We start from the raw sequence: 13,418 nt of genomic DNA on the forward strand, positions 1-13,418 counted from the left end.
ACCGACAGCGCCGCACCCTCTCGCCGTGGCGGCCCTGCATGCCCGGTCGATCGCGGCCCGCGGACCACTGGCCCGCGCGGCCGGAGCGGCCTCACCGGCCGACATCGTCTCGGGAAGCGGAGTCGCCGACGCCGACCCGTGGGTGGCCGGCGAACTGGCCCGGGTCATCGCGCTGCAGGACCTGCGGGCCGACGACCAGGCGGACGCGCTGGCCATCCTGGCCCGGCTCCGGCGCAACGCCACGATCGGCCCGTCACACCAGGGCCTGCACGCCCAACTCGCGTTCACGGCCGGAGACCGCACGCTCGCGGCCACGCTGCTGGCCGAATACGCGGACGTCGCCGAGCCGATCCGAACCGCGCTCGAACTCGACCTGCGCAACCCCCACGCCGGCTACGCCGACGACAACCCCGGGTGGGGCGCGGGCTTCGCGAGACTGCTTCCGGCTCCGGGCGTACGCGTGGAAGACGGCCCCGGCGAAGCAATCGACCGTCTGACCACGGGCGGCGCGCAACGCATCGGACACCCGCGCCGCATCACCACCATCGTCACCACGTGGCGGCCCGACGCTTCGCTCCTCACCGCCGTACGCTCCCTGGTCGCCCAGACCTGGACCAACCACGAGATCCTGGTCGTCGACGACGGCTCGCCGGCCGAATTCGACGCCGTACTGCGGGCCGCCGCCGCGCTCGACCCGCGCGTCAAAGTGATCCGGATGGTCACCAACGGCGGCACCTACGTGGCCCGCAACGCCGGCCTCGACGCGGCGACCGGCGAATTCGTCACCTTCCAGGACTCCGACGACTGGTCCCACCCGCTGCGCCTGGAACGCCAGGTCGCCCCGCTGCTGGCCGACGAGACGGTCTTCTCCACCACCTCGGCCGGCATGCGGGTCACCCCCGACCTGCTGGTGACCCGGCCCGGCGTCCCGGCGACCCGGTCGTACAACCTCTCCTCGCTGATGATCCGGCGGGTGCGGGCGCTGACCGAGGTCGGCTACCTCGACCCGGTCCGCAAGGGCGCCGACGCCGAATACGTCGAACGGGCCCGCGCGGTCTTCGGCCGGCCCGCGACCCGGCACCTCGGAGGCGCCCCGCTCGCGCTGATCCGGCTCTCGGCGGGCTCGCTCTCCAGCGCCGACTACCGGGTCGGCTGGATGCACCCGGCCCGCCGCTCCTACCTGTCGGCCTTCCAGGCCTGGCACACCCGGATCACCTCCGGCGAAGCGAGGCCATTGCAACCCCGGGCGTTCGCGGCGCCGCGCCGGCTTCGCGGCGAGACCGGCGCCCGGGCGTACGACGTGATCCTCGCCGGCGACTGGACAACCGCCGGAGGCGCCGGAGCCGCGGGAACCGGGCAGTTGCGGGCCCTGACCGCGCGCGGCCAGCGGGCCGCCCTGATGCAACTGGACGCGCTGACCAACCTGCGCGACGGCCCCCGCAACCTGGACCCGGCCGTCCAGGACCTGATCAACGAGGGTGAGCTGACCCAGGTCGAACTGACCGACGACGTCCGCGCCCGGCTCGTCGTGGTCCGCTCCTCCCGCGTCCTCCAGCACGCCCCCGACCTGGCCGGCGGCGTACGCGCCCAGCGCGTCGTCATCGAGTCGTCGACGGCGTCCCGCTCAGCCGCGGCCGCCGCCCGCCGCCTGTTCGGCCGCCGGCCGCTGTGGGCCCCGGCCGGCCCGGACGGCCGCCGCCGCCTCACCGGCACCCTGGACACCGACCAGATCACCGGCGTCGACCTGCCCGGCACCGTCGACGCCACCCAGTGGCGGCTCGACCGGCGCGGCCCCCGAGCCGACCGGCCGGTGATCGGACGCCACTGCCGGGGCGGCCGGGCCGAGTGGCGCCGGCTACGGGAAGAACTGCCCGACACCGGCCGCCTCGACGTACGCCTGCTCGACGGCGCCGGATCGGCGCCGGGAGCCTTCGGAAGATTCGGCCCCCCGCGCAGCTGGCTGGTCTACGGGCCGGCCGAGGTCAGCCTGCGCTCGTTCCTCTACCAGGTCGACTTCTACCTGCACCTGCCCGAATCGGACGCCCCCGCCGACCCCGACCCGGACCTGCTGGCCGCCCTGGCCGCCGGCTGCGTGCTGGTCCTCCCCTACCGGTACGCGGCGACGTTCGGCGAGGCGGCGGTCTACTGCGAACCCGACGAGGTGGCCCAGACCGTGGGATCGCTACACGTCGACCGGAAGGCGCTGCGGGAGCAGAGCGCGCGCGGGCCGCGCTTCGTGCACCGCCACCACGGCCACGACCTGTACGCCGCCCGCGTAGCCCGTTTGGCAACCCGAGGATGACCGGCGTACTCCCGTTCTAAGAGTCATGCCGGGCGGCCCGCGTCCGATCTATCTGGGCACAACACCAGAGAGTTCGGACCGGCCCCCGCCGGTCCGATTGTCGCGGGAAGCCTCCCCTGCACCCCGCGACATATTGGCCCCTGCCGTCCCCCGCGGCAGGGGCCATTTGGCTGTGCCGCAACCCCTTCTATATCGACGTTCGTCTAGTCAAAAGGGGTGGTGACCTGCCTGTACGGTGGCAGTGAGTGCGAGGGGAGGCACTTCGTGAGCAGCACTGTCGGTGTCCATCACGAACAACTCGGCGCCGCCGCCGGGTCCTGGGGAAAGCTCGGCCCGGACGCGGTCGCGCTGGCCCAGCGCGTCGCCGAGGCGCTGACTGGCATGGCCACCGCGGCCGGGCACAGCGGGTTCGCGGTCGCGCTGGGGCGGGTCAACCAGCTCAACGCGCAGCGGTTGACCGAGCTGGACGCGCTCTACCAGCACATCCAGGACTCACTGGCGGCGACGGCGACCGAATACGCGACCAGCGACGGCAACGCCGCGCAGCGCGTCTCCGCAGCGGGGCGGCCACCGTCGTGAACGACACCGACGGAGGCGGCACCTACACGCTGCCAGCGCCGCCCGCGGGCGACCCGGCTGCCCTCTACCGGTACGCCGACGAGTTGGACGCGTGCGCGGCCGACTTCGACGGCCTGGCCGGCTCGACCCGCAGCACTACGGCGGACGTCCGCGACCGGGCGCAGTGGAGCGGGGACGCGGCCGAGGCGTACACGTCGTTCAGCACCGCGGTGGGCCGCCCGGTGGGCGAGGCGTCGGCCCGGTTGCGGGCGCTGGCCGCGGCCGCCCGCCGGCACGCCGCGGTGCTGTCGGCCGCGCAGCAGAAGGTCGCCGCGGCCAACCAGGCCGCGATGGCGGCCACCCCGCAGGAGGTGCCGACCGCGGCGGTCACCGCTACGACCGCCGCCGAACTCGCCCAGCGGGAGGTGGACGGGAGCGGCACGGCCGAGACGGCCGAGGCCGAGGAGACCGAGGCCTGGTACAAGACCTGGTGGGAAGAGAGCGAACCGGTCCGCGCGGCCATCGAGAAGGTGCTCGCGCCGCTCGATCTCGTCCTGGCCGACAAATGGCTGAGCGTGTTGCGGGAACACGCGGCCCAGCCGGGCGAATGGCTCGAGGACATCGACGACGGCCTGAAGGAAGTCGAGGAGCTTCAGTCCGAGGGAAAGCTGAGCGAAGCCGGCGCCAAGTTGATCGCCATGGCCAACCAGACCGAGAAGGCCGGCGACGACTTCGCCGATCTCAGTGGGCTGGTGCGGACGGCCTCGGGCAACCTCGGCGCGGTCCGGGGCATCTCGACGGGGCTGGGGGCGCTGGGGCTGGTCGCCGACGTCGGCATCGAGATCGAGCCGCCGGACCAGGGTGCCCGGGGCACGGTCGACCGGGTCGTCGCCGGGGCGAACGCGGCCGGCATCACGACGGCGCTGATCGCGGCGAACGCTTCGGCCGACTGGATTCCGGGGGTCGGGGAGGTGGTGGCCGGCGCCACCGGCCTCTATCTGGCCGGCGACTTCGTCTATGACCATCGCCAGCAGATCGCGCACGTCGCATCGGCGGCCGGGCACGCCACCGTCAGCGTGGCCAAGGGCATCGGGCACGCCATCGTGAAAGGTCTGTTCTGATGAGCGACATCCGGTGGTCCGGGGCCGACGTCCGCACCGACGAGGCGCAGCAGCTGATCGACCGGTCGGCCACCGACGTCGTGCCGCTGGCGATCGTCTCGGCGATGCACCTCTGCCTGGTGGGCGCTCAGGCGTACTCGATGTTCGACGAGGTTCCGGCCCGGGCGTACGGGAAGATGTCGCGCCGGAGACGGCGGCAGTTCGTAGAGGCCGGAATCCCCAGCCTGCTCGGGCGCGGGCTGCTGCTTCCGCCCGAGGACGGCGGCGACGAATATCCGGTGTCGCCCGAGTTCGGCCTGGTGCTGGCGGCGATGGCTGGGCCGCCGTTCGTAGCGGTGGCTCCGGCGGGCAACGGCCGGAGCCTCAAGGTCTTCCCGATCGCCGGCCCGGCCGAGCCGGTCCGGGCGATGGTGGTCGAGGTGCCGACGTCGGTGCCGCATCCCAAGCGCGACTTCGGGCCGTTGGGCGCGCTGTACGACTACCAGCTCATGTCCCCCCCGATGGCCGCGCAGTTGCTGGCCGAGTTCGTGATCCGCCCGGCCGCGGCTCCCAGGACGGTGATCGTCGTCCGCCCCGGCCGGGAGCCGCTCCAGCAGACCGTGACCGTCCGCGGGGACGGAACCACCGCCGGCCTGCTCGGCCCCGACGGGCAACCGGCCGGTGCACCGGTCGACAAGGCCGGCCTGGCCGAGGTCATCGGCGCCGCGTTCGCCACCGGCCCGGGAGATGCGGCTCGGTGAGCTACATCGAGAAGTACTGCGCGTTCAACGGCCGCTTCGTCGCCTGGTTTCTCGTCGTGCCGAACACGGCGTTGGTGCTGCTGCTTCTGCTCGGTGTCCGGAGCCATCTCTGGGCGGTCGCCGCGCCACTGCTCGGCATCGTCGGCTACCTCCTGGTCATCACGTGGACGATGGTCTACCGCAACTGGCCGACCGGCATCCGGGTCGACGCCGAGGGCGTACGGATCGGGGCGGTTTTGTCCAGGCGGGCGCGCCGGATCAGCGCGGTGCATGAGGCGTGGGGCCTGTTCAGCTGCCCGTGGGACGGCGTCGTCAGCATCACCGTGGCCGCCGAAAAGGCCGAGCTGGATCGGATCCGGCACGCTGTCGCGCTGGTGGCACCGACCAACCGGTGGGGCAAGCCGATGAATTCCCGGCTGCACAAGGGAGTGCTCACCGCCCCGTTCATGCGGGCGGCACTGGTCGTGCAGGTCGACCCCGCCCGGGCCACGGTGCCGGCCACCTCGGCGTCGCGGTTCTACGGCGGCCGGCGACACCTCGACTCCGGCGTCGAGAGTGCGATCTGGATAGTGCCGACGCGGCGTCCGCGGGAGCTCCGGCAGGCCGTCCAGCGGTCGCCCGCGTTCCGTTCCACCGCGCCCACGCTGCCCGAACAGCACCACCCGCGCCGTTATCACCTCTGATCAGCCCGAACGACCGGCCGGGACCGCCGTCCCGTAGGTCAGCGTCGTCCAGCGCCCGGCGAGCCGCCGCTGAGCGGTCAACGGAAACCCTCCGCCCTGTCGCGGCGCGACTGAAGGCGCCGGCACCTCGTCGACGACGACCGCCGCTCCGGACGCCAGGCGGCGTCCGAGCACGTGCAACGCGGGCGCCAGAGCGTCCGCCCCGGGCGCGACGGTCCCGTCGACCACGAGCAGATCGATGTCCTGCAGCCCGTCGAGGGCGTCCACGTCGTACCAGTCGACCGGTTTGCCGTCGACCCGCAGCTCGGCCAGCGCGGCATGCCGCACCTCCACCGCGGTCAGGCCGTGCGCGGCCAGCGTCGCCCGCGTCCCGGCGGCTCGCGCCTCGTCGTGGTCGACCGCGATCAGCCGCCGGTCCCCCCCTTCGAGTGCATAGCCGAGCCAGATCGTCGACGGCCCGCTGCCCAGCACCACGGTCAGACCGGGCTGCCGGGTCGCCGCCACGTGCACCAGGCCGAGCAGGTCGGTCGGCTGCAGGGCCGCGCCGGCCGGCATCGGCGCCCGCGGGGTCACCCGCTGGAACAGCTGGACCAGCGCCTCGATCTCCCGGCTCTGCTCGCGCAGCAGCAGTTCGGCGCCCCGGCCGGTGAGCCGTTCGGTGCGGGCCAGGGCCTCGGTCAGCTCCAAGTGCCGGTCGCCGGCGGCCAGCCGTTCGCGTTCGACCGAGGCGAGCACGCGGCGTTGCACCTGTTCGACGACGAGGCGCAGGTCGCGTACCGAATCCTGGGTCGCCCGCTGCACCCCGCCGATCCGCCGGGACAGGTGGATCACCCCGGCCACCGCGCCGGCCAGCAGCAGGGCGAGCAGGCAGGTGGCGACGGCCGCCTGCCCGATCATCGCGGCCACCGCGACGCCGGCGCAGATCACCACGCCGCCCAGCAGGCCCGCCAGCTGCCGCACGGACAGGCCGGAAAGCCGCTTCGCGTACCTCAGCGCCCGCCTCATGTTGATCTCTCCGATGGCGTCACAACTTCGCTAACGCGAAGGTCACCGACGTCGTTACGGCAGGTGGGGGAGGCTTGCGCCGAGCACGGGGCTGAGCATTTCGGCGTATGCACCGGTCAGGTGATTCGTGTCGCGATAGACGAGCAGGTTGCCGACGACCAGCGGGCAGTTGCGGCCGCACAGCCACGGCGTCGGGTCGACCACCGGCACCCCGTCCTTGCGGGCCGCGTCCCGCACCTCGGCCCGCCACGCCGGGTCGCGCAGCACGGTCGCGGCCGGCTCGGTGCAGGCCGTGATGTCGTGGCCGTTGCTGCCCAGGCAGTCGAGCGGATCGGTGCTCAGCGTCGGGGTGTCGGCGAGCAGCACCACGTGCTTGGTCGCTGCCTTGAGGCGCGTGAACAGCCGCGCCCAGGCGTCGGACCAGAGCCGGTCCGGGTCGGCCGGGTGCCCGACCAGCATTCCCGGATAGTTGGTGTCGGTGGCGATGACGACCATGTCCGGCCGGAGCGTGTCGATGCGGCCGAGCGCCCACGTGCGCCAGTCCTCGCATTCGGTGTAGCGGCGCTTCATCCAGGCGTTGCGGATCGTCAGGTCGGCGGGCAGGCACGAGCTGCGGGTCAGCGAGACCAGTCGCCAGTTGTCGCGCTCGGCCAGGTTCTCGAACGCGGGGAACCATTGCAGCGCGTGCGAGTCGCCGACCACGACGACGGTTCTGGTCGCCCCGGCCGGCCCGTAGGTGCAGGCCGGCTGCCGTACGGCGCTCGCCACGCTCTGATGGCAGCCGTCGGCCTGCGGTGTGAGCTGTTGGCGGGGTGCGGCGGTGAGCGTGGGCACGAGGTTGTCGGGCACCCGGCGTACGCCCTCGGCCGTATCGATGAGATGGCCCAGTTCGGCCGTCGGGTTGGTGGCGGTGCGCAGCGCCGCCCGGGTGTCCGGCGCGATGCCGCCGGTCGGCACCGCGGGCGGAAAGGCCAGCGCCAGTGCGGCAATGCCCGCGGTGGCCCCGGAGAGTCCGAGCCCGGTTCCGAGCCCGCGGGTCGGCTTCGCGGTGAGCGCCCGGCGATGCCGCACCGGGTTTTCCACCAGGTGGTAGGTCAGCGCGGCGAGCCCGAGTGCGGCGGTGCAGAGCCCGAGTCGTTCGCCGAGTCCGAGGTCGTGGCCGACCGCCGCCGGCCCGATGATCAGCAGCGGCCAGTGCCAGAGGTAGAGGCTGTACGAGTAGTCACCGATGCGGGTGAGCGGGCGCAGGCTGAGCAGCCTGCCCGGGCCGCCGGCGGCGATGACGAGGGCCGCGCCGAGCACCGGTGGGAGCGCCGCGAGCCCGGGGAACGGGGAGTCGTCGCCGAGCATGACGGCCGACGCGACGATCGCCGCCAGCCCGGCCCATCCGAGCGCTGCCTTGATCATTTGATGGTGTTCGGGGCGCGCCACAGACCACCCCCACCCCGTCTCGGGTGGGGCCGACTCTCCTCCCGGGGTCTGACGTTTTCTCGCGGTTGTCCACAGGGCGACCAGCGCCCCCACCCCGAGTTCCCAGGCCCGGCTGGGCAACCCGAAATAGGCCGCCGGGGCGTCCCGCGTCAACTCGAACGCGCTGTAGACCAGCGACCCGGCCACGAGCACCGACAGGACACCGGCCAGCGCCCGCAACCGCCCGAAGAACAGAACGACGACGATCAGCAACGGCCAGCCGAGATAGAACTGTTCCTCCACCGCCAGCGACCAGAAATGCTGAAACGGCGACGGCGCCGGATTGGCGAAGTAGTCGGTGGCCACCGCGGCCAGCCGCAAATTGACGGCATAGCCCGCCGCCGAGAGCGCGTCATAGGCCAGCCCGGCGATCCGGGCCGGCGGCAGCCAATGCCACGACGCCGCCAGCGTCACCACGGAGACCAGCGCCGAGGCCGGCAGCAGCCGGACCGCCCGCCGCGCATAGAACCGCGCCAACGACAGGCGCCCGGCGGCCAGCCGCTCCCGGAGCAGCAGGCCGGTGATCAGGAAGCCGGAGATCACGAAGAAGACGTCGACCCCGACATAGCCGCCGGCCAGCCCCGGCACCCCGGCGTGCGAGAGCACCACGAGCAGCACCGCGACGGCCCGCAGCCCTTGGATATCGGGCCGGTGCCGGGCCGGCGAGGCGATCGGCCCGGCCTTCGAGGCCGGTCGGGCGGGCCGTACGAGGGTGCCGATCACACCATCGGTAACGGGCGCCCGGCAGCCGTCGTTACGGGAATCCGCTCGACCACCGCGGCCGGGTCATGCGCCCGCGCGACCACCGCCCGGGCGCGACGGCTCTGCTCGGCGAAGAGCACCGGATCGGCCCGGTAGCGCGCGACCAGGTGCGGCACCTCGTCCGGCGTGCAATAGACCGCCGCGTCGCCGTAGAGGTCGGCGAATCGCTCCAGGGTCACCACCACACATCCCATCGCGGCCGCCTCGAGGGCCGGCCGCGAGTAGTGCTCGGCCGCTCCGGGCGGCGGGAAATGCAGATAGAAGTCGAGCTGGTGCAGGAACGGCCGCGCCCCGATGTCGGACGCCTCGTAGCCGAGCCATCCGCGGGCCAGGGCGATGTTCAGCATGTCGCGGGGCCGGTCGGGCAGCCGCACCCGGATGTCAGCCTCGGGCAGCCGGCGGCACACGGCCAGGGTTTCGGCGACGTCGGAGGGCCAGTTCGCGGCGTCACACAGATCGACTCCGGCCAGTACCGGCCCGCGCGAGGCGCCGGACCGCTCCTCGACCCAACCCGGTGGGATCAGCACGGTGGGCCAGTCGCGCTCGTTTTCCGTACGCGATCGGGCCCGCACCCCGGCGTCCTGAGTGACCCATTCGGGGTCGGTTCCGAAAAGCCGTCGCGCGGCGGCGGAACAGGTCGCGGGCTCGTAGCGCCGATCGGTCCCGTCGGCCCGGGCCGGGGCGCGATCGGCCACCACGATGACCCGGCCGGCCGTGATCCCGCTCCGCATCCCGTCCGTGAACTGCAGCACCGCCGCCTGCCGGACCAGTGCCACCTCCGCCCGCACCGGGTCACCGGCCGCGACCTGGGCGATCGTGCCGTCGTTGATCATGTCCTGCACCGGCGCGGCCAGCGGGATCCGCTTGAGGTGGACCGCCCGGTACGACTCCAGCTGCAGCACCGCCACCCGGAGCCCGGCCGCCGCGCACGTGCGCATCTCGTCGATCGCGGTCCGCTGGGCGCTCTCCAGAAAGCGCCAGTCCGCGACCACCACGAGGTCGAACTCGAAGTCGGCCGGAGAAGAGCCGAGCAGATGGGCCGGGGCCGCGAACGGCCGCTCGCCGCCGTCGGCCGGCCGGTAGGGCGAGACCGCACCCGCACCGATCAGCTGGTGCCAGCGCAGGTAGGCCGAGCTGTAGGCGGTCCGCCCGGGGTGCATCCAGTGCGGCTTGATCTCGGAGCGGGACAGCGACCCGGCCGACAGGCGGATCAGCGCGAGCGGGGACGCCGACTCCAGGTGGCGTACGGCTCGCGGGCCGAAAGTGGCCTGCATGCGCCCGATGTATTCGGAGTCGGCGGCCTTGCGCACCCGGTCGAAGTAGCCGATCTGGTTCATCACCACCGAGCGCCGGAACAGCAACGAGGACGGGTTGAACCGCCCGCTGCGCACTCCGGGCCGGGTGAGCAGCAGCTGGTCGGTGACGGCCAGACCGTCCGAGGTGGTCGCGACCAGCCGCCGGTCGGCGAGCAGCGGCTTGACCTGCAACTCGAGCCGCCGCGGGTGGGACCAGTCGTCGCTGTCCTGGAACGCCACGAACTCGCCGCCGGCCGCGTCGAGGCCGGCGTTGCGGGCGGCGTAGGTGCCGCTGTTCCCGGGCAGCCTGACCAACCGGATCCGCTCGCCCATCGCGACCGCCCGGGCCAGCACCTCGTCGTACTCCCCTCCCGAGGCGTCGTCGACGATGACGATCTCCACGTTGGCCCAGCTCTGGGCCCGGATCGACGACACCGCGGTGAGCAGCCCCTGGTCGGGCCGGTACGCGGTCACCACGACCGACACCCGGTGCGGCGTCTCGATCTTCTCCACCGGCGCCGCGGTCAACCGGTCGAACGGCTCGTGCTGCCGCTGCTCGCTCAGTTCGATGACCGGGGGCGGCAGCAGCCGCCGGAAGGCGTCCAGCCACGGCCCGGCCGGCCGGTCCCCGGCGAACGGGTTGAGCAGGTCGATCTCGAGCCCGGTCCGGGCCGGGTCGCGGATCTCCCGGTAGTCCCGCAGCAGCCGCCGGGCCGCCTCGGGCCCGCGGTAGGCGAGCGTCAGCTGGGCGTGCAGGGCCTGGTTGGCCGGGGTCAGCGCGCGCCCGCCGAGCGCCCGCCGGATCAGCTCGTAGAGGGCGAGCGCGTCGTCCCGGTCCTCCGGCAGCTGTTCCTGCAGCGCGATCGTCTGCGCGACCGCGGCGAGCAACCCCGAGTCGGTGCTGCGCCGGATCCGGCGCAGCCACCGGCGGTCGCCGGCCCGAGCCGCGGCCAGCAGTTCCTCCAGCGTGCCGGCGTCGCCCGATCCGGGCTGACCCAGCGCCGCCCGGGCAAGCAGCCGGCGGGCGTCCAGCGACCGGTTGCGGGACGCGGTGGCGGTCAGCGCCAGTCGCAGGCCGGAGCCGATCACCCGGATGTGGTCGTCGAGCAACCCGTCGGACATGCCCGGCTCAACGCCCGCGCCGCGTCTTCGGTGACGCTCTATACGGCCGCCAGGACCGCGGCGCCCACCCGCTCCCGTTCGTCCGCGTCGGCCCACGAGCCGACGAGGTAGAACGCGTCGACCACGTCGCCGCCCAGCGTGGAGATGCGAGCCGCCCGCACCTCGGCCCCCGCCTCGTCGAGCGCGGTCGCGACCCGGTAGAGCAGCCCGGCCGAGTCGGCCGCCCGCAGTTCGAGCACGGCCGCGTCGGTCGCCGCGTCACGCTGCCAGACCACCCGCGGCGAGGCGGTGCCGCCGCGGGCGCTCATCGCCCGGGCCCGCACGCGCTGGGTGACCGAGACGTCGCCGGCCGCCACCCGGCGCAGGTCGGCCGCGAGCGCCACCGGTTCGTACGCCGACCCGTAGCGCGGCTCGGTGTAGAACTCGACGATCGCCCGGCCGTCGACCGTGGACGTGTTCGCCCCGACCACGTCCAGCCGGTGCATGGCCAGGCAGGCCGCGATCGCCCCGAGCAGGCCGCGCCGGTCGGCCGCCGCCACCGCCACCCGGTCGCCGTCCAGGTGCACGGCCGGCAGGTCGCCGGTGAGCAGCTCCGGGTCGGGGTCGGGCGGCGACGGTGGCCGGCCCGTGTCGAGCAGGGTGTGCACGCGGCTCACCAGCTCGGCCATCAGCCGGCCCTTCCAGTCCGACCAGGCGGCCGGCCCGGTGGCCCGCGAGTCGGCCCGGGCCAGCGCGTGCAGCAGGTCGAGCGTGGCGGTGTCGCCGACCGCCCCGGCGACCGTCGTGATCGTCACCGGGTCGCTCAGGTCGCGCCGGGTCGCCACATCGGGCAGCAACAGGTGCAGCCGCACCAGCTTCTCGACCGTCGCCACGTCGGCCGGGGGCAGGCCGATCCGGCGCGCGATCTCGGCCGCGACCGGGGCGCCGACGATGCTGTGGTCGCCCGGCAACCCCTTGCCGACGTCGTGCAGGAAGGCGCCGATCAGCAGCAGGTCGGGGCGGTCCACCTCGCGGGTGTACGCGGTCGCCTCGTACGCCGCCTGCACCAGGTGGCGGTCGAGGGTGAAGCGGTGCACCGGGTGGTGCTGGGGCAGGCTGCGCATCCGGGCCCACTCCGGCAGCCAGGCGTCGATCAGCCCGTACCGGTCGCAGGTCTCCCAGGCCGGCAGCAGGCCGGGACCGGAGCCGAGCAGCGAGACCAGGGAGGCCCGGGCGGCCGGCGGCCACGGGTTGGGCAGCGGGGGCGAGAACGCGGCCAGCCACTCGCTGGTGGCCCGCGCGATCGGCAGGCCGGTGGTGGCGGCCGCGGCGGCCACCCGCAGCGACAGGCTGGGGTCGGGCACCGGGCCGATGGCCGTGCGCGCGAGCACCAGTTCGCCGTCCTGCTCGACCACGTCCCGCGCGACCGGGCGCCTCTTGCCGGGTGACTGGCTGCTCGGTGACTGGCTGCTCGGTGAGTGGGCGCCGCGGCGACGGCCGCTCCGGAGCCGGTCGACGGCCCGCCAGGCGTCGTCGACCGCGTGCGCGATCGTGCGGGCGTCACCGGCGACCCGGCGCAGCAGCGCATCGCCGTCGTCGAGTTCGAGCAGCTCCGCCACCGCGTCACGCTCCTGGGCGACCAGCCGGTCGACCCGGCGGCCGACGGCGAGGTGCAGCGCGTCCCGTGTATCGAGGAGGCGGAGGTTGGCCGCACGGACCACCGGGCGCAGGGTGTCGGCGATGCCGGCCCGGCCGATGCCGCGCAGGATGGTCACGTCACGCAGGCCGCCGGCCGCCTCCTTGAGGTCGCCCTCGAGGAGGAAGGCGAGCTCACCGTGCGAGGCCCACCGGGCCGCCGTCAGCTCGCGCAGCTGCGGCATCAGGCGTACGGCGGTGCGCCTCCACTGGTCGGCCGCGGCCGAGATCAGCTCCCCCGACAGGGCCGGGTCGCCGGCCACGTGCCGCGCGTCGAGCAGCCCGAGCGCGACCTTGACGTCGTCGTGGGCGACCGAGAGCGCCTCCGGCAGCGTGCGCACGGAGTGGTCGAGGGCGACCTTGGCGTCCCAGATCGGGTACCACATCGCGGACGCGATCCGGTCGATCCCGGCCGTCCCGTTGTGCAGCAGCACCAGGTCGACGTCGCTGTAGGGGGCGCAGTCGCGCCGGCCGAGCCCGCCCACCGCCAGCAGGCTGACGCCGGGCAGGTGGCTCGGGAAGAGCCGGGCCAGCCACGAGTCGAGCGCCCCCCCCCCGGTTGGGCCGGCGGGGGCGGCCCAGTGGGTGGGGAGTGTTTGGTACCAGCCGCCGGCCCCGCGGGGCGGGGGCGCGGGGGGGGGTCCCCCCCCCCCCGCCCCCCACGGCATTACAACGAGGAGGGCGGG

General features: G+C 73.9%; 8 protein-coding genes and 1 pseudogene. 5 read left to right on the forward strand and 4 right to left on the reverse strand.

Annotated features, from left to right (window positions below; translation table 11 throughout):
* Positions 1-25: 25 nt before the first annotated feature.
* The 5 genes from AB0M88_RS33900 (at position 26) to AB0M88_RS33920 (ending at position 5,404) form a co-directional block, all read left to right on the forward strand.
* A complete protein-coding gene (locus tag AB0M88_RS33900) occupies positions 26-2,302 on the forward strand; it encodes a glycosyltransferase (RefSeq protein ID WP_364109718.1) in 2,277 nt (758 codons plus the stop codon).
* A gap of 264 nt (positions 2,303-2,566) precedes the next feature.
* Entirely contained in the window at positions 2,567-2,881 is a 315-nt protein-coding gene (locus AB0M88_RS33905) for a hypothetical protein (protein WP_364109720.1), read from the forward strand.
* A complete protein-coding gene (locus AB0M88_RS33910) occupies positions 2,878-3,981 on the forward strand; it encodes a hypothetical protein (RefSeq protein WP_364109722.1) in 1,104 nt (367 codons plus the stop codon). The genes AB0M88_RS33905 and AB0M88_RS33910 overlap by 4 nt, the downstream gene beginning before the upstream one ends.
* The gene (locus tag AB0M88_RS33915) at positions 3,981-4,721 is read left to right on the forward strand and encodes a hypothetical protein (RefSeq protein WP_364109724.1); all 741 of its coding nucleotides are present in this window, start codon (positions 3,981-3,983) and stop codon (positions 4,719-4,721) included. The genes AB0M88_RS33910 and AB0M88_RS33915 overlap by 1 nt, the downstream gene beginning before the upstream one ends.
* Positions 4,718-5,404: a hypothetical protein gene (locus AB0M88_RS33920; protein ID WP_364109726.1), complete on the forward strand. Its 687-nt coding sequence runs from the start codon at positions 4,718-4,720 to the stop codon at positions 5,402-5,404. The genes AB0M88_RS33915 and AB0M88_RS33920 overlap by 4 nt, the downstream gene beginning before the upstream one ends.
* Here AB0M88_RS33920 and AB0M88_RS33925 read toward each other — a convergent pair whose 3' ends face one another.
* The 4 genes and pseudogenes from AB0M88_RS33925 to AB0M88_RS33940 all read right to left on the reverse strand — a co-directional run.
* Positions 5,405-6,409 carry a class I SAM-dependent methyltransferase gene (locus AB0M88_RS33925; RefSeq protein ID WP_364109729.1) on the reverse strand — a complete coding sequence of 335 codons (1,005 nt, stop codon included), beginning with the start codon at positions 6,407-6,409 and terminating at the stop codon, positions 5,405-5,407.
* A 54-nt stretch (positions 6,410-6,463) separates the two neighbouring features.
* Positions 6,464-8,602, reverse strand: a complete 2,139-nt coding sequence (locus AB0M88_RS33930) for an acyltransferase family protein (RefSeq protein WP_364109731.1) — start codon at positions 8,600-8,602, stop codon at positions 6,464-6,466.
* Positions 8,599-11,058 (reverse strand): glycosyltransferase family A protein, encoded by a 2,460-nt coding sequence (locus tag AB0M88_RS33935; RefSeq protein ID WP_364109735.1) that lies wholly within the window; start codon positions 11,056-11,058, stop codon positions 8,599-8,601. The genes AB0M88_RS33930 and AB0M88_RS33935 overlap by 4 nt, the downstream gene beginning before the upstream one ends.
* A 38-nt stretch (positions 11,059-11,096) precedes the next feature.
* A pseudogene (locus AB0M88_RS33940) lies at positions 11,097-13,280 on the reverse strand ([protein-PII] uridylyltransferase); the annotation flags it as partial.
* Positions 13,281-13,418: the final 138 nt, after the last annotated feature.

The organism is Actinoplanes sp. NPDC051411, from assembly GCF_040682075.1.
In the GTDB taxonomy this organism is placed as follows: domain Bacteria; phylum Actinomycetota; class Actinomycetes; order Mycobacteriales; family Micromonosporaceae; genus Actinoplanes.